Below are 17,368 nucleotides of genomic sequence, written 5' to 3' on the forward strand. Positions count from 1 at the left end.
ACGCTATTCGCTGAGTTTGTAGATCGCCGCGTTGTCCTGCAGTTCCCGCAGGCCCTTGTACGAGGCGTGCCGTAACTTGCCATCGTCGGTCCAGGCGCGGTATTCGATCTCGGCGATCAGTGTCGGTTGAACGAAGACGACACCCTTTTTATCGACCGCTACCGGAGCACGCTTGGTCTTCAGCGTGTCCAGCGTCCGGCGGAGTTCAACTGCATCTTTCTCTTTGAAGCCAGTCCCGACCGAGCCGACATAGACAAACGTGTCGGCCTGATAGGCCGCCAGCAGCAGGCTGCCGATCCCACCGCGTGCTAGAGCGGACGGCTCGTATCCGACAATCACAAAGCTCTCGCTCTGGATGCATTTGATCTTCTGCCAGTCCCCAAGCCGGCCAGAGCGGTAGGTGCTGTTGCGGTGCTTGGCAATGATGCCTTCCAGGCCGTGCTCGCGCGCGGCCGCCAGAAGTGTCGCGCCATCGGCTTCGAGCGCCTCGGAGACGCGGATTACTCCCTCGCTTTCGCCGATCAGGTCTTCCAGCAGGTGACGACGTCCGGACAACTCCATCTTGGTCAGGTCATGACCGTCGAAATACAACAGGTCGAATGCGTAAAGGATGGCATCGTCTGACGCTTGTCTGCCTCCGCGTCCGCCCAGTGACCGTTGCAGCGCCCCAAAATCCGAACGTCCCGCTGCATCGAGCACGACGGCTTCCCCATCCAGAATGGCGGTCCCGACGCCAAGCTTGCGCGCAGCGGCGGCGATCGCCGGAAACCTGTCGGTCCAGTCATGACCGCCACGTCTGATGATCCGCACCGAGTTTGGTTCGATGTGAACCGCAATACGATAGCCGTCCCATTGATCTCGTAGATCCAGTCCGGTCCGGACGGCGGCTTTGCCTTCAACAACGCCAGGCACGGTTCGATGCGATCTGGCATCGGGTCGAAGGGAAGCTGCGGCTGCGCCGGGTCGCGTCGTTTGCGCGGTCGCGAGCGGATTGGAGCGTCCGTCTCCCGCAAAAGCGGCTGAGGTTTTTTGCGCGGCGGCTTTGTCATAGCCAGAGTTCAGCAGCAATTGCTTAAAATCGTGTGACATCATCTGGGAATGGAGAAGGGGAGGAAAAGACGGGGGAGGAAAAGGAGACGGAAACCGGTTCGCAAGGACGGTCCAACGGCTGACGGTTCCCTCAATCGCGCCGGTCGCCGAGACCGGGCCAGCTTGCCTCGCAAGGCAGGTGTGCCTCGCTCTCCCGCAAGCCAGGTCTGCTCCGGCGCAATTGCAGCCGCCGGTCCGTCCTGCGGTTCGGGAGATGTCTTCGAGAAGAAGATGAGGAGGCAAGGACAGTCCGTCCGCCCGAAGCTCAAGAGGTCATTCCCATGCAGTTGATTACCGCCGATCCGCGCAGCCTGAAGGACAATCCTGACCGGTCCCGTCAGTCGAAATCTTCGCCGCAATCCGACGCCCTGTTGTGCGCATCGATCAGGGCCATCGGCGTCGTTCAGCCACCGATCGTCAAACTCGATCCGGAAGGCGGCAACAGCTACATCATCGTCTTCGGTCACCGCCGCGCGACACAGGCGATTGCTGCGGATCTCTTGGAAATCCCGCTGCTGCTGGCCGATCCATCCGACGATCTCGGCGCCATGCAGTCCTTTGCGGAGAACATCGCCCGCGAACCGCTGAACCCGGTCGACCAGTGGCGCGCTATCGAGCGGCTGGTGGCTCTCGGATGGACCGAAGAGTCGATCGCCATGGCGCTGGCGCTCCCCGGTCGGCAGATCCGCAAACTCCGACTTCTGGCCAATATCCTGCCCGCGATGCTCGACCAGATGGCGCGCGGTGACATGCCGAACGAGCAGCAACTGCGCACGATCGCCGCCGCCGGGCAGGATGAGCAGGCCGAGGTCTGGAAGAAATACAAGCCGAAGAAGCAGGGTCCGCAGGTGTCGTGGTGGGAGGTGGCTCGCGCACTAACCACGACCCGGATGTTGGCCAAGCACGCAAGCTTCGGTGACGAACTGGCCCAGGCCTATGGCATCACCTGGGTCGAGGATCTGTTTGCCCCCGCCGACGAAGACAGCCGCTACACCACGGATGTCGAAGCGTTCCTCGGCGCCCAGCAGGAGTGGCTGGCCAACAATCTGCCCAAGCGCGGATCGGTCATCGAGGCCAATGAATATGGCCAGGCCAAGTTACCGTCCAAGGCACAACAGGTCTACGGGAAGCCGGGCAAGGGTGACCTGACCGGCTGGTATATCAACGCGCGCGACGGCTCAGTTCAATCGGTTGCCTATCGCATGCCGGAGGCGAAGAAGCCCCGGCTGGTCAAGGATGCCGATGGCGTTGAGACTGTCGTCGAGGAAGTCGAGGCGCCGAAATCGCGGCCCGATGTGACCCAGAAGGGTCTCGACATGATCGGCGACCTGCGCACCGATGCTCTGCACGAGGCGCTCGCTCGCGCGCCGATCGAGGACGACACGCTGATGGCTCTGCTCATTCTGGCCTTCACCGGCACGAACGTCAGCATTGCCAGCGGCGCATCGGACAATCCCTATGGTCATGCGAAATGCGGCCCGCATGCTGCCCGGCTGATCGGCGAGGACGGCAAGCTGTCCCTCGATCGCGAGACGCTGGTGCAGGCTGCGCGCTCGGTGCTCATCGAAGTCCTGTCTCTGCGGCGCAATCGCTCCGATAGCGGACTGATCGCCCGTATTGCCGGCGACGCTGTCGGCGCTGATCAATTCCTGCCCAATATGGCAACCGAAGACTTCCTCTCATGCCTGTCGCGCAATGCTCTGGAGGCTGCGGCGGAAACGGCGGGCGTGCCTGGCCGGATCAAGGTGAAGGACACCCGGGTGGCTTTGGTCGAGCATTTTGCCGACGGAAAGCTGGTGCATCCGGCAGCGCTGCTCGCGCCCTCCACTGATGACGTGCGGTCGTGGGTTGGACGTTACAGCAGCGTCGACAGCGGATTGGAGGATGCCCCTCACGATCCCGATACTCTCGAAGATCAGCTTGTCGGTGGTGACCTGGTTGACCATTCCGCCGCCGAGGAAGAGGCCGGCGAGGGTTTCCGCGAGGCCGCCGAATAACGCCAGGCACCAGGATCTGAGCCGACGCCGCTGGCTGATGCCGGCGGCGTTTTCGTTTCCAGCAATCAGAAGGAGTTTGTCATGGCGGTAATCCATGATGACATGGCCACAGAAAAAGCAGTGCATCAGGCTGAACTAAGGGCATTGGACCGGCCGACGATACAAGCAGGAGCGTCGACGCCTTGGGGCACGGCACAGGTCTCGCGACGATATGCCGACGGAATCGTTCTGCATTCCACCGCCGGCCATGGTGGTTTCCATCTCGCCGAGAATGCCAATACCACCATCCATGCCCTCTATCGTAATGACACCGAATTTTACGAAGAGGATTGTGAACGGGCGAAGGTTGCCCATGCTTTCCCGGATCTATTCACGACCTATGAACGTCGGTTGGCCGATCGGACGCTTCGCGACTATTTCCCTGATGCCTACGAGCGCGTCACGGGCGCAATACTGAACGGCAGTCAGTCTCACATGCGGGACAGACAGGAATTCGAGAGTCGCCATCGCAACGACTGGGTGGTGATCGCAGCCCTCAATTCCGATCATCAGCCTAGCTTTGTCGAGTGCATCGCGACGCTGGGCGGGATCCGGGGCGAGACCGGCGAACGACGGTTCCTGGTTCCACGCTCCGACTACGTGATCGGCCGGCATGGCTTCGTCATCGATCCAGTGAAGCACCAGTCCTATGACGGTCCGTCCAGCTTCGTGATCTGGGCGGCGCAACGATGACTGTCGCGTTCACTGACAGCGACCCACCTCGAAATCAGGTGATCGATTTCACCGAACTCTATCGCAGGATCTGGTCACGGCAGCGGGATTATCGCTCCCGGCGGGCTGAGCTGACACGACAAACGAAGGCGCGGTGGAAATGCAAGGCACGGCATAGCCCAACATCGACTACTGCACGCATATCAACGGAGCCGGGTGAGAGCGGAAAGCCCGGCCAAGGTGAGGCTGCGATAAAGCGTTGATCGAAGCGCGGAAGACATGGCACGGGGCAACCGGCTTACAATGGCGTGTGCTTGGCCCCGAGATTTGTCAGTGCCCTTTTGTGGGTGACGCGGCGTTGCCAAGGTCGGATCGCCATGGCGATTGCATCATGCTGTCGTGGACCAGATCGTCGGCCGGCACAGCACCTCGGTTTTGCTGCGGTCTGACATGGGCGCGTCCCGGTCAAAGGCCGCTGGCGCGCCGCGTTGCGGCAGGATCATCGCCTCGTCGCAAGGCAGGCCCGCGTCTATCGCAGCCCGCAAGTGCGGGCAGCACCACCCGCAAACCTTCCCCGCTCCTCCTGGCAATGCCCTGACCTTGGGCCGGGCCGCTGGTGCCCATGTCCTTTTGCCCGCACCCGAGGGGCTGAGCCGGACGACAACCGGCACCCCGGGCTTCGCTGAAACATCGCTCATAAAGGATCCGATCATGGCACCGCTCAACCGCTCCACCCAGAAGAACCGTTCCGTCAAGTCCCAGCGCGCCACCACACTCGAAATGGTGAGGCACGCCTGCCCCGATACAGCCCAGGCACTGCGCATTTCCGAAAGCTTCGGCCTTGCCCTCATCGACAGCGACGGGATCCGCGACCTCCACCGCGGTCAGTTGATCGAAAGCGCCGATGCCCTGAAGGAGGGGCTCGCCGAGAAGGCCATGCAGATCCACATGCAGCGCATCGTCGGATCCTTCGTCGGCTCCGCCTACGGCGCCGGGCAGTTCTACTCCCGCGCGGTCACAGAGGCCCGCGATCTCACCACAAAACTCTCCAACGATACCAGAGACGAGGACCTCGACGGCCCGGTAGGCTTCGACAGCCGCGCCCAGCGCAAGCGCGAGTTCGCAGCCGACATGGGCCTGCAGGCCCACGTGCTTCGCATGGCAGCCGAAGGCGCGGTCTCGGCTTATGAGGACATCACAGGCGAAACCTGGAAGCCCTACGAGCGCACGGTCGAGCAGCCCGCGAACTCCGTCGATCAAAAGGCCGCAACAATCCAAATGGCAGCATTCGAATAGGACGATCGCGGGGCTTCGGCCCCGCCTTCCTCCAGCGTCCGCAACGTCGTTGCGACCTGGTTCGGAAAAAGAAAAAAGGGCCGACGGAAAACCGCGGCCCATAAAGTGCGAAAGTCATGGACCTCCAGAGGGGAACAGCTGCTGCGGCGGAACTGGGAGGAAGCCGCCATGTGCATCAGCTGACGCCTGTATGCATGAATTTTCATCGCCATGCACCTAATTTTTGTGCAGTGCAGCTATGCGTTCGTGGCTTGAAGGAACGTAACCCAGTGTTCCGGCATCTTTTCGGCGCGCTTTTCGGGCGAACACTACCAGGTGATCAACGGAGACTTGCGCAGCCACCGATTGTGGTGAGTTGATCTAGCATGAAGGTCGAAAACCGGACTTAGATCCACACTCAGCGCTAGCAAGACCGCACAGGCGGCGAAAAAGGCTCCTTTGTTAGTGATATCGCAGCTTCCCCGCAAACGATGTTGTTTTGGGCGACTCGGTTACATCGTCAATGACAGGATCGACCGGATTCACGCCAAATGAACGGTGACATCAGTCTCTACCAGCCCGAAGCCTTCCAGCATCGCGCGCTGGCGGTGTGCCGAACATCCGCGAGTACTCCCGACTGAATTGGGACGCACTTTCATATCCGACCGCAAATGCTGCGCTTGTCGTGTCGGTGTCAGCGAGCAGTAGCCGCCTCGCCTCCTGCAGGCGGAGAGTCTTCTGATATTGCAAGGGGCTCATGGCAGTGGCAGCTCGGAAATGGCGATGAAATGTCGCGACACTCATCCCGGCGATTTCCGCCAGTTCTTCAATTTTGACAACGCGATCCAAGTTGGTGCGCAAACGGGCAATAGCGTCCCGCACCTGTGAGATCCTGCTACCGGCTCGGGCTGCCTGGCGTAGCAGCGCCCCCTGCGGGCCTTGCAAAAGGCGAAACAGGATCTCGCGCTCAATCATTGGTGCCAGCGTATCGATTTCATCTGGCGCATCTAGCAACCGCAGCATCCTTGACCAAGCATCGAGCAATTCGGGCGTCATAGCGCCTACGGCAAAAGCTATGGTATCCCCATCGGCTTTGGACGGTGTATCAACAACCAGATTCGAAAGGATTTCTTGGTCGATCGCAAGCCGTACTGCCACGTAGGGCGCCTCGGGCAAATCCTCAATGGTGACGCGCGATGCGGGCACGTCGATCGAAGCGATGAAAAAATGATTGCTATCGTAGCGCAGTGTGCGGTCCCCGATGACGACTCGCTTGGTGCCTCGCAAGACGATGCCAAGCATCGGCTGATATAGAACCCCAACCGGCCAGCTCTCCTTCTGCGCGGCATGGACGCTAACGCGCGGGATCGACGCTCCTCCCAATTGGGTGGCATGACGATATGCTAGATCGGCGAGAGTTTCGTGCATTAAATCTATATAGATTTCACGGAGCGTCCGCGCAAGATTCCGCCGGAGTAAAACGGCCAATGATCGGATCAGGCAAAAATCTGCGACAATCGGGCGCGAAGAAGCCGGGGGCGGGTGCCATAAATGGGACATACGCCTACCCGTTTCGTTTCACTCAGGAGAGCTTCATGCGCTATAACATCCTCGGCCGCACCGGCCTGTTCGTTTCCGAACTCTGCCTCGGCACCATGACCTTCGGTGGCGGGAGCGGCATTTACAGCAGCATGGGCGGCCTACAGCAGAAAGAGGCTGACGGTCTGGTTAAGACGGCGATTGATGCTGGCATCAATTTCATCGACACGTCCGACGTCTACTCAAAAGGTCATTCCGAACAGATCACGGGCCAAGCGTTGCGGAACGTCGGCATCTCACGGGAAGATGTGATCGTCGCCACCAAATTCTTTGGGCCTACGGGCGACGGCCCGAATGCGCGCGGCACGTCTCGCTCGCATATGCTCTACGCCCTGGAGGCGAGCCTCAAGCGCCTTCAGGTCGACCATATCGATTTGTACCAGATCCACGGCTTCGACCAGATCACGCCGATGGAGGAGACTCTGCGTGCGCTCGAAACTGTCGTCCAACAGGGCAAGGTCCGTTATATCGGCGTCTCCAACTGGGCCGCCTGGCAGATCTCGAAAGCGATCGGTATCTCCAACCAGTTCAACCTGGCCCGCTTCGCGTCGCTTCAGGCACAGTACACGATCGCCGGACGCGACCTAGAGCGTGAACTTGTGCCGATGATGGAATCCGAAGGCCTTGGTCTGATGGTGTGGAGCCCGTTGGCTGGCGGTTTTCTGTCAGGCAAATATACCCGCGATGGCGTCAAGGAAGGCGACAACCGCCGCGCCACCTTCGATTTCCCGCCAGTGAATGAGGAACGCGGTTACAACGTCATCGACGCAATGAAGCCGATCGCGGAAGCCAAGGACGTCTCGATCGCCCAGATAGCACTCGCCTGGCTGCTCCACCAGAAGGCTGTCACCAGCGTAATCATCGGTGCCAAGAAGCCAGAGCAACTCGATGATAACATCGCCGCGACCAAGGTGGCGCTGACCGACGCCGAACTGAAAACACTCGACGAGGTCAGCAAGCTGCCCGCGGAATATCCCGGCTGGGTATTCGAGTTCCAGAGCAAGGTCCGTGGTGACCAACTCAAGCAGGAACCGCGTGGGGCCTGAGACCGTCAGCTTTCAGCAAAGGTGGAAACAGTCGGCCCACAACCACACACGAAGGAAATCGCAAATGAAATTTCGCAAACTTGGAGAACTCGAAGTCTCTGCCATGGGCTTGGGCTGCATGGGCATGAGCTTCTTTTATGGAACGCCGCCCGCCCCAACTGAAATGACACACTTACTGCGCGCGGCAGTCGATCGCGGCGTGACGTTCTTTGACACTGCCGAAACCTATGGCCCATTCACCAATGAGGAATTACTGGGCTCGGCGCTGGCGCCTGTACGAAATCAAGTGGTGATCGCAACGAAGTTTGGCATCAGGCATGGCGAGAATGGTCCAACCCCTCTCTCGGGCTTGGACAGCAGACCCGAACATATCCGTCAGGTGACGGAAGCGTCGCTCAAGCGCCTCAAAACCGATCGCATTGACCTGCTTTATCAGCACCGCGTCGATCCAAATGTCCCTATCGAGGATGTTGCTGGGACAGTCAAAGATCTGATTTCAGAGGGCAAAGTCACACATTTCGGTTTGTCAGAGGCCAGTGCGACGACCATTCGCCGCGCCCACGCCGTGCAACGTGTGACCGCCGTGCAAAGCGAATACTCTCTTTGGATGAGAGATCACGAAGCGGAAGTCATTCCAACGCTCGAGGAGCTCGGTATCGGGTTCGTACCCTTCAGCCCGCTCGGTAAGGGTTTTCTGACGGGCAAAATGGATGCCAGCACACCGTTGGCCGACAATGATCTACGCCGTCTGCTGCCCCGCTTTACGCCCGAAGCCATGCAAGCCAACCAAGCGCTGGTCGACTTGCTTCAGCAGATCGCGACCGCCAAACAGGCGACCCTGGCCCAGATCGCGCTTGCTTGGGTGCTAGCGCAGAAGCCGTGGTTTGTGCCGATCCCGGGCACTACCAAGCTACATAGACTGGAAGAAAATCTAAGCGCTATCGACCTTGATTTAACGTCTCAGGATCTGCAGAGAATCGACGAAGCAGCGGCGCACATCCAGATCGAAGGTGCGCGCTTCCCCGAGAACCTGAAGTCGATGTTCGACCAATAGAGTAACAGAGCTATCGTGGTGGGAACGAAGTTGCCGGCGTACGCGTCGACTGATGTACCCTACTCGCTACGCTTGCCCGCATCGGTCGGGTCGGACCTGTGCATCCCGAACGCCTTCGTCGCTGTGTCAGGAAACAATCTCCCACATGCAGTCATTGTCATTGGCTTCGACCAATCGTTCGGGCTTGTCAGCGTTATGCATCAATTCCCATTGTCGCCACCCGATGGTGCCCTTTCCGTATCCCTTGATCCGCCAGCTGGCACGTCCACTGCGGTCTCGATGGGGCATGTCTGACCAAAGACCGCCTCGCGATGCTCTGCTCGATCGGCATCCGCAACGGCCGGGTCGTTTTCTTCCCCTGTGCGCTGAAGCGCCCATTCCTCGCGACACAAGAAAGCCTTTTCCTGGCCGTCCTCCACTCCGTTTCGGCCTTTCAGGTGCAGGCCGATCGCCTCTGGTCCAATCGACTGCCATCGAGGCCGCGATGGACGCGGCCCGAACAACCGAAAAGGAATACGACAATGGCAACCATGGGCTTTTTCACCGCTTCCAGCAACGGCTTCTCCGGCACCATCAAGACCCTCAACCTCAACGTCAAGGCAACCATCCGCACCGTCGAGCGCACTTCCGACAAAGGCCCTGACTACCGCATCCTCGCGGGAGCCACGGAATTCGGCGCAGCCTGGAAGAAGACCTCCAACGAAGGTCGCGACTACCTCTCCGTCAAGCTCGACGACCCGAGCTTCCCGGCCCCGATCTACGCAACGCTGATCGAGGTCGAAGGCGAGGAAGGTCTCTCTCTCATCTGGTCCCGGTCGAACCGGGACTGAGACTGGATGCCCCGCCCGCCAAGGCGGGGCTCTCCACGTCAGGGATCACTTGTTCAGCGCATCCTTGAGCGCCTTGGCAGGCGCAAAGGTCAGCTTCTTCGATGCGGCGACCGTCATCTTCTCTCCGGTCGCCGGATTGCGACCCTCGCGCTCAGGCGAAGCCTTCACCTTAAACTTTCCGAAGCCTGGGATCGACGTTTCAGCGTCGGAGCCTGCAGCATCGGCGATAGCCTGAAAGACGGATTCTACGATGCCCTTGGCCTGAACCTTGGTCAGGCCGTTGTCAGCTGCGATCTTGTCGGCGATTTCGTTGGTGGTGGTCATGGAATTCCTCATCTTCTTATCAAAGATAAAATCCGTGTCAGCTTCTGACCAAGTTGTCATCGGCGATGATGAAGACGAGTGTCAGATCCGCTTGATGTCCACAGGTCGTTTTGGCCGATAACCTCGTTTGCGCTTCTCGCGAAGCACGTCGAGGAACAGGTTGATGGCCTGGCTCTCGTTGTCAAATAGATGCACCATCTGCTGTCCGCGGGTGCCAATCCGCCCCCAGGCGCGTACAAGCGACACCTCGCCGAACAACGTCGGCTGAACGGCGAGCGCGTAAAACCGCGCCATGTTCTTTTCAGGCGCGATACGCTCGATATAGAGGTGGTAGGGCTGCGTGATCATGCCCGCAGAATCGCGCGTTCGGATTCTGTCGTCCAATGAGAGTTTTGAATCGGACGGGCATTATCGATTCACGACAGTGATCCGCCGGCGCCCGGATCATTCGCACCAGCTCCGGCGCGATCCTTCCCACTTCCGAGCCAAGCCTTCGGCGACGAGAATATCGCCGACCGATCGTCGCTCGCGGTAGACGATCCTGAGCTTGCGACCGAAGCGATCCTCATCCCTGGCGGTCGTCTTGAACGAGAGCGGACCCGAATTGAGGATGTTGAGCAGACGCTGTTTCGCCGCAAGGCCACGCTCGCGTTCACGCTGGCATCGCGGCGGGCTTAGCTCCGGCGTGTCGATGTCGGCAATCCGTATCTTTTCATCTCGAAACCAGAAGGTATCGCCATCCACCACGCAGGTGATCCTATGGCCGCCGTTGCACATCGAGAAGGTTTCACTTGCGCTGCTTGGCGACGCTGAGGCAACAGATGCAAGGATGCCAACGGCGAAGAGGGATAGGCTTGCAATAGCCGCAAAATGTCTCAATGTCATGTTTCCTCAGAGGCTGTCGTTGGAGCGGCCTTATAGCTTCTCACCCCTTCTGTGGTTTGCTTGTGAAAGCGGTTGTCTCCGACAGAGGCGCTCATGTCCTTGCGTCTGAACCAGATGGCGCGTCCGCATCTGAGCGGCGGATTGCCTGATGTGAACACGATCTGCTCGTCGCTGCGCATGCGCAGCACTTCATGCGGGAGGATCAGCGGCCGGCGGCTGAGCTGCCGGGAGCGTGAGCGCGATGAACCCTTCATCCCTGACGAGCGGTTTGTCTGGTCGACCTCGACCGTCGTATCGCCGCAGCGTTTCGAGATATAGTCGGCGGTATCAGGGTCGTTGATCGCGGCGAACGAAATCCACGACGCGGATTCGAACCACTTGCTCGTCGCGTCCCGCCCGCCATAGGCCTCGCGCATCTGGCCGATGGACTGGAAGATCATCGTTAGCGTGATGCCGTATTTGCGCCCGGCGTCGCGCGCGGTCTCCAAGATGCGCAGATAGCCGAGCCTGGCGACCTCGTCGAGCAGGAAGAGCGCGCGACCTTTCAAATCGCCATTTCGATTGTAGATGGCATTGAGCAGCGATCCGATAACCACACGCGCCAGCCCGGGATGGGCTTCCAGTACCTTCAGATCGAGAGCGATGAAGATGTCGGTTCCGCCATCGGCGAGATCGTCGGTCGAGAAACTGTCGCCTGAGACGAGCGCTGCATAGTTGGGATAGGACAGCCAGTGGGTTTCTTTCACCGCATTGGCGTAAACGCCGCTGAACGTCTCCGGCGTCATGTTGACGAAGACCGAAACGTTCTCCTTCACGAAGTCCGATTCCGACTGTTCGTAGATTTTTGTCAGGCGCGCCCGTAGTTGTGGTTCAGGCTCCGAAAGGTTCTTACGCACACGGCGCAGCGTCTGGTCTTCCTCGTCCGTGTGACCGGACAGGCAGACGTCGGCGATAAGGGCCGTCAGAAGCTGCATGGCCGATGCCCGAAAGAAGTCGTCGCGGGCAGACGCCGAGCGCGGACTGTCGGTCATGATCCAGGTCGCGACGGCGACGATGTCCTCTTCCTTCGTACTGCCATGTCGCCCGATCCAGTCGAGCGCGTTGAAGCCGACGCCTGACGCCGAGGGATCGAGAATGATCACCTTTCGGCCAGCCTTGCGGCGATGCTCCGATACCATCGGCGCGACCTCGCTCGATGGATCGAGGACGACGAGACCGCCACCCCACTTGAGCGCGGTCGGGACCGTTACCGACGTCGTCTTGAAGCCACCGGATCCGGCGAAGACGATGCCATGCGAGGAGCCGAAAGAGCCGTCGAAGCATAGGAGCGGGCTCTTGCCTCCCGCGCCCCAGGTCGACGGATCATCGGCGCGGAACGACACAGCCGCAACGCTGTCGCGATCGACGCGATACCGTTCGCCGACGACGATGCCGCCAGGATCGGGAAAAAGTTTCGCAGCCTCCTGCACCTTCATCCAGTCGGCCTCGCCATGCACCGCTCGCTTTCCCCCGATCCGCCGTGGCGCGGCCTTGGCAAAAGCTGCGTTACCTTTCATCGCGACGCGCAGTGCGAAGACGCCGGCGAGGAAAATTGTCGATGCGCCAAGCATCGTTGCGGGGTCAGCATATCCGAGAACGGACTGTCCTGCTGGAACGTCACCGCTTATCCCGGCAAGGCGGACCCCTTCACGTATCACCGCGATGAGGATTGCCACTCCATTTCCGCTGACGACGCCCCATCCTGCAGCCTTGATACCCATCGCGCCACTTGCCGCGAACAGAAAGATCGTGCCGATAGCAGCCGCGGTCGCATAGGGCAGCGCGAGGCCGATCCGCCCGAGCATCAGCTTGGCCTGCGCGGTTTTCCCAAACGCGGCCAGCCAGTGTTCGATCCCCGGCATAAAAACCACCACGGCGATCATCGTTGTGGCCGGGAAGGCAGTTAGGACCAGTCTACTCGCCCTCACGGTCGAACGCCTCCGCTCCTATCACTGTCAGGCGCGATCGCTCGGCATCGTCGCCTCTGATGCGGCGGCTTGCATCGATCAGTATGCCCAGCAGCAGTACCCGCTTCTCGTAGCGCAGTCCTGCCTTGACGATCAGGCCACCGAGTTCGATTTTTTCGCGGGTGTCTTTTTTGCGTGCGTCAGCCGTCATCGTGCGGGCCATGCGTTCAAGCCTCACCAGGCCTGCCCGCAGGCGCGCCAGTTTCGATCGTCGTGACCGTCTCGCCTGCGGTCCTACCGTTACCTGCATTTTTCTTTCCGGTCGAAGCGGCATTACCTCCGCGAAACCGCCCTGCAATCTCCTCGAACGCCGCCTGTAGTTCGTTTTCCTCGATCTCGATCTCACCAAGTCCTGCCTTCAGCGCGATACGGCCGATGCGCTCGGCCTCGCGTGTTTCTGCTTGTCTCAGCTGATCCTGCAATCTGGCGATTTCTTCCCTGATCTTCGATGATGGTTTCTTCATTCCGGTCGCATCTCCCTGGAAATCTTGTGGCGTTTGTCACGCTGCAAGATTTCCTCAAAAGCGCTTCCGAAGGAATGTGCAGATCTGCACGTCGGCAAAGCCGACACTTTGGAGGATGATCCCGCCGTTCCGAAGGAGCGGATCCAAGGGCGCAATTATACGTCGCGATGCGACGTGCTTGCTCAAGACCCCGGTTCGGGGGCCGCGTGGTGACCACCACTCCTGACGAACGCAGTTCGAACAGGGAGTTTCTTGCGCCGTGGCCATCGCCCATTTCTCAGCCAGCATCGTCAGCCGCGGCGGCGGCCGCAGCGTGGTGCTGTCTGCGGCCTACCGGCACTGCGCGAAGATGGAATACGAGCGCGAGGCCCGTACTATAGACTACACCCGCAAACAGGGGCTTGTGCATGAGGAATTTCTGCTCCCGGCCGATGCCCCGAAATGGGTCCGCGCGATAGTTGCCGACCGCTCTGTTGCCGGAGCTTCGGAAGCCTTCTGGAACAAGGTCGAGGCGTTCGAGAAGCGCTCCGATGCGCAGCTTGCCCGGGACCTGACAATCGCTCTTCCGCTGGAGCTCACGCACGAGCAAAACATCGCCCTGGTCAGGGATTTTGTGGAAAAACATATCCTCGCCAAGGGCATGGTGGCCGACTGGGTCTACCACGACAATCCAGGCAATCCGCACATCCATCTGATGACCACATTGCGCCCGCTGACCGAGGAAGGGTTCGGATCAAAGAAGGTTGCGGTCAATGGCGAGGATGGCCAGCCGGTCCGCACGCAGTCCGGCAAAATCCTCTATGAGCTCTGGGCCGGGTCGACGGATGACTTCAACGTGCTGCGCGATGGATGGTTCGAGCGGCTGAACCATCATCTGGCGCTTGGCGGGATCGATCTCAAGATCGACGGCCGTTCCTACGATAAGCAGGGGATCGACCTCGAGCCGACGATCCATCTCGGCGTTGGTGCCAAGGCGATCGAGCGCAAGGCGCGGGAACAGGGCGTCCGGCCAGAGCTTGAGCGCATGGATTTGAACGAAGAGCGGCGGTCGGAAAACACCCGCCGCATGCTGAACAATCCAGCCATCGTGCTCGATCTGATCATGCGAGAGAAGAGCGTTTTCGATGAGCGCGATGTCGCCAAGGTTCTGCATCGCTATGTCGATGACCCGGCTGTTTTTCAGCAGCTGATGTTACGCATCATCCTGAACCCGGAAGTCTTGCGTTTGCAGCGCGACACGATCGAGTTCGCGACCGGAGAAAAGGTGCCGGCCCGTTATTCGACCCGGGCGATGATCCGGCTGGAAGCGACGATGGTGCGGCAGGCAATCTGGCTGTCGAACCGGGACGGGCATGCTGTCTCTGAAGCTGCTCTGGACGCAACGTTCCGGCGGCATGAGCGGTTGTCTGGCGAGCAGAAAACCGCAATCGAGCGGATCGCCGGTCCCGCTCGGATCGCCGCCGTGGTTGGACGCGCCGGCGCCGGCAAAACCACGATGATGAAGGCTACCCGCGAGGTGTGGGAATTGGCCGGATATCGTGTGGTCGGTGGCGCGTTGGCTGGTAAGGCAGCGGAGGGGCTGGAAAAGGAAGCCGGGATCCAGAGCCGCACGCTTGCGTCGTGGGAACTGCGCTGGAACCGTGGCCGTGACGTTCTCAATGAGAAGACAGTCTTCGTCATGGACGAGGCGGGCATGGTCGCATCAAAACAGATGGCCGGCTTTGTCGATGCCGTCGTCAGGGCAGGTGCCAAGATCGTTCTGGTCGGCGATCCCGAACAGCTCCAGCCGATCGAGGCGGGGGCTGCCTTCCGCGCCATCGTTGACCGCATCGGTTACGCCGAACTCGAGACAATCTATCGCCAGCGCGAGGACTGGATGCGCAAGGCGTCACTCGATCTGGCGCGAGGCAACGTGGAAAAGGCGCTGGCCGTCTATGATGCCAATGTCAGGATCACGGGAACGCGTCTCAAGGCCGAGGCGGTCGAGCGGCTGATCGGTGACTGGAACCACGACTACGATCAGACGAAGACAACGTTGATCCTCGCGCATCTGCGCCGCGATGTCCGCATGCTGAACGTCATGGCCCGCGAAAAACTGGTCGAGCGCGGCATTGTGGGTGATGGCCACGTCTTCAAGACGGCTGACGGTATTCGCCAGTTCGATGCAGGCGACCAGATCGTCTTCTTGAAGAACGAGACCTCGCTCGGCGTCAAGAACGGCATGATCGCTCATGTCACTGAGGCCGCACCGAACAGGATCGTTGCTGTCATCGGAGAGGGTGATCAGCGGCGGCAGGTCATCGTCGAGCAACGCTTCTACAGCAATCTCGATTATGGTTACGCTACGACGATCCATAAAAGCCAAGGCGCTACCGTCGACCGCGTGAAGGTGTTGGCAAGCCTCTCGCTGGACCGGCATCTGACCTATGTTGCGATGACCCGCCATCGCGAGGATCTGCAGCTCTACTACGGACGCCGGTCATTCGCCTTCAATGGTGGCCTGGCCAAGGTACTCTCCCGAAGACAAGCCAAGGAGACCACGCTCGATTATGAGCGCGGAAAGCTTTACCGCGAGGCGCTGCGGTTTGCGGAAAGTCGCGGCCTTAACATCGTCCAGGTGGCCCGCACGCTCGTGCGCGACCGGCTCGACTGGACGCTACGCCAGAAGACGAAATTGGTCGGGCTTGGCCAGCGCCTTGCAGACTTTGCAGAGCGTCTCGGTCTGCACCACCCCTTAAAAACCCAAACGATGGAGGCCGTGCCCATGGTCGCAGGCATCAAGACATTTTCCGGTTCCGTTGAAGACACTGTAGAGAACAAGCTCGACACCGATCCAGCCCTCAGACGACAATGGGAAGAGGTTTCGACCCGTTTTGCCTACGTCTTTGCCGATCCCGAGGCCGCCTTCCGGGCGATGAACTTCGATGCGGTGCTAGAGGATAAGGAAACGGCCAAACTGGCGCTTCAGACGCTGACGACCGCCCCGGCGTCGATCGGACCGCTAAGGGGCAAGACCGGCATTCTTGCCAGCAAGACTGAGCGCGAGGACCGCCGTGTCGCAGACCTCAATGTTCCGGCCTTGAAGCGCGATCTTGAGCAGTATCTGAGGATGCGCGAGACCGCCGCGCAGCGGCTGCGGGCTGACGAGCAGGTATTGCGTCAGCGCGTGTCGATCGACATCCCAGCATTGTCGCCGGCAGCACATCTGGTGCTGGAGCGTGTGCGTGATGCGATCGACCGCAACGATCTGCCGGCGGCCATGGCCTATGCACTCAGTAATCGCGAAACCAAGACTGAGATCGACGGGTTCAACCAGGCCGTCACTGAGCGGTTCGGGGAACGCACACTGCTCACCAATGCCGCGCGTGAACCGTCCGGAAAACTCTTCGACAAACTCTCCGACGGAATGCAGGCAGACCTGAAGGAGCGGCTGAAAGAAGCCTGGCCGGTTATGCGCACGGCTCAGCAGCTTAGTGCTCACGAGCGCACCGTCCAGACCTTGCGCCAAGTCGAGGATTTGCATCTCGCCCAGCGCCAGACTCCGGTGATGAAACAATGAGGCGGCGCGTTCTCCTATTCCCGGCCGGCTTGAGCGGGATGATCGCCGCTCTGGCGGCAATCGCATACTTCGGCGGCTTTCGGTTGAACCTGACGCCGAGCGAGCCGCTTGGGCTCTGGCGTATCGTGACCCTGCAGCGTCGGGTCGAGGCCGGCGATCTCGTGTTCATCTGCCCACCGGCGACCGCCTCATTCGAGGAGGCACGGCACCGCGGCTATGTCAGGCGTGGCCTCTGCCCTGGTGGCTATGCGCCGCTGATCAAGACAGTGGTGGCACTTCCCGGACAGCATGTCGAAATCGGCGGGAATATCACTGTCGATCGCACGCCTCTTGCCTCATCGATCGTTCGCGCGAGCGATGGAGAAGGCAGGCCGATCACACCGTTCAAAACCGGCATCGTGCCACTGAGAAATCTGTTTCTTCACTCATCATTTGCGAGCTCCTATGATAGTCGGTACTTTGGGCCGGTTCCCGACACGGGCCTTCTCGGCCTGGCGCGGCCGGTCCTCACGTTCGAACCATAACTGGT

Annotated in this window: 15 protein-coding genes and 1 pseudogene; 8 read left to right on the plus strand and 8 right to left on the minus strand. The window is 60.2% G+C overall.

Annotation, left to right across the window (positions count from 1 at the left end):
- Positions 1-3: 3 nt before the first annotated feature.
- Positions 4-1,049, minus strand: a pseudogene (gene ligD / locus RMR21_RS25180) (non-homologous end-joining DNA ligase).
- 321 nt (positions 1,050-1,370) lie between these two features.
- Here ligD and RMR21_RS25185 point away from each other — a divergent pair.
- The 3 genes from RMR21_RS25185 to RMR21_RS25195 all read left to right on the plus strand — a co-directional run bounded on the left by RMR21_RS25185 (position 1,371) and on the right by RMR21_RS25195 (position 5,093).
- Entirely contained in the window at positions 1,371-3,086 is a 1,716-nt protein-coding gene (locus RMR21_RS25185) for a ParB/RepB/Spo0J family partition protein (RefSeq protein ID WP_320187973.1), read from the plus strand.
- 81 nt (positions 3,087-3,167) lie between these two features.
- Positions 3,168-3,818: a DUF7007 domain-containing protein gene (locus tag RMR21_RS25190; protein ID WP_320187974.1), complete on the plus strand. Its 651-nt coding sequence runs from the start codon at positions 3,168-3,170 to the stop codon at positions 3,816-3,818.
- Between the two features lie 690 nt (positions 3,819-4,508).
- Positions 4,509-5,093 carry a hypothetical protein gene (locus tag RMR21_RS25195; protein ID WP_320188015.1) on the plus strand — a complete coding sequence of 195 codons (585 nt, stop codon included), beginning with the start codon at positions 4,509-4,511 and terminating at the stop codon, positions 5,091-5,093.
- Positions 5,094-5,636: 543 nt separating this feature from the next.
- Here the strand turns inward: RMR21_RS25195 and RMR21_RS25200 are convergent.
- A complete protein-coding gene (locus RMR21_RS25200) occupies positions 5,637-6,560 on the minus strand; it encodes an AraC family transcriptional regulator (protein ID WP_320189035.1) in 924 nt (307 codons plus the stop codon).
- A 107-nt stretch (positions 6,561-6,667) separates the two neighbouring features.
- Between RMR21_RS25200 and RMR21_RS25205 the strand changes: the two genes are divergently transcribed.
- The 3 genes from RMR21_RS25205 (at position 6,668) to RMR21_RS25215 (ending at position 9,601) form a co-directional block, all read left to right on the plus strand.
- On the plus strand, positions 6,668-7,717 hold the full coding sequence (locus tag RMR21_RS25205; protein ID WP_320187976.1) for an aldo/keto reductase: 1,050 nt from the start codon (positions 6,668-6,670) through the stop codon (positions 7,715-7,717).
- A 64-nt stretch (positions 7,718-7,781) separates the two neighbouring features.
- Complete coding sequence (locus RMR21_RS25210; protein WP_320187977.1) at positions 7,782-8,771, plus strand: aldo/keto reductase; 990 nt, start codon at positions 7,782-7,784, stop codon at positions 8,769-8,771.
- 521 nt (positions 8,772-9,292) lie between these two features.
- A complete protein-coding gene (locus RMR21_RS25215) occupies positions 9,293-9,601 on the plus strand; it encodes a DUF736 domain-containing protein (RefSeq protein WP_080803823.1) in 309 nt (102 codons plus the stop codon).
- A gap of 45 nt (positions 9,602-9,646) precedes the next feature.
- Here the strand turns inward: RMR21_RS25215 and RMR21_RS25220 are convergent, their stop codons facing one another.
- The 6 genes from RMR21_RS25220 to traC form a co-directional block, all read right to left on the minus strand.
- Entirely contained in the window at positions 9,647-9,925 is a 279-nt protein-coding gene (locus RMR21_RS25220) for an HU family DNA-binding protein (protein WP_003518435.1), read from the minus strand.
- A gap of 81 nt (positions 9,926-10,006) precedes the next feature.
- On the minus strand, positions 10,007-10,273 hold the full coding sequence (locus tag RMR21_RS25225) for a WGR domain-containing protein (protein WP_320187978.1): 267 nt from the start codon (positions 10,271-10,273) through the stop codon (positions 10,007-10,009).
- 96 nt (positions 10,274-10,369) lie between these two features.
- Positions 10,370-10,810: a thermonuclease family protein gene (locus RMR21_RS25230; RefSeq protein ID WP_320187979.1), complete on the minus strand. Its 441-nt coding sequence runs from the start codon at positions 10,808-10,810 to the stop codon at positions 10,370-10,372.
- The gene (traG, locus tag RMR21_RS25235; protein ID WP_320187980.1) at positions 10,807-12,777 is read right to left on the minus strand and encodes a Ti-type conjugative transfer system protein TraG; all 1,971 of its coding nucleotides are present in this window, start codon (positions 12,775-12,777) and stop codon (positions 10,807-10,809) included. The genes RMR21_RS25230 and traG overlap by 4 nt, the downstream gene beginning before the upstream one ends.
- The gene (gene traD / locus RMR21_RS25240) at positions 12,764-12,979 is read right to left on the minus strand and encodes a type IV conjugative transfer system coupling protein TraD (RefSeq protein ID WP_077122606.1); all 216 of its coding nucleotides are present in this window, start codon (positions 12,977-12,979) and stop codon (positions 12,764-12,766) included. The genes traG and traD overlap by 14 nt, the downstream gene beginning before the upstream one ends.
- Before the next feature lie 4 nt (positions 12,980-12,983).
- Positions 12,984-13,280 (minus strand): conjugal transfer protein TraC, encoded by a 297-nt coding sequence (traC, locus tag RMR21_RS25245; protein ID WP_077122605.1) that lies wholly within the window; start codon positions 13,278-13,280, stop codon positions 12,984-12,986.
- 259 nt (positions 13,281-13,539) lie between these two features.
- On the opposite strand from traC, the gene traA reads away from it, so the two are divergent.
- Both traA and traF read left to right on the plus strand, forming a co-directional pair.
- Positions 13,540-16,839, plus strand: a complete 3,300-nt coding sequence (gene traA, locus RMR21_RS25250) for a Ti-type conjugative transfer relaxase TraA (RefSeq protein ID WP_320187981.1) — start codon at positions 13,540-13,542, stop codon at positions 16,837-16,839.
- Complete coding sequence (gene traF / locus RMR21_RS25255; protein WP_103660263.1) at positions 16,836-17,363, plus strand: conjugative transfer signal peptidase TraF; 528 nt, start codon at positions 16,836-16,838, stop codon at positions 17,361-17,363. Before traA ends, traF begins: the two co-directional genes overlap by 4 nt.
- Positions 17,364-17,368 lie beyond the last annotated feature (5 nt).

This window comes from Agrobacterium sp. rho-8.1 (assembly GCF_033957725.1).
Classification (GTDB): domain Bacteria; phylum Pseudomonadota; class Alphaproteobacteria; order Rhizobiales; family Rhizobiaceae; genus Agrobacterium.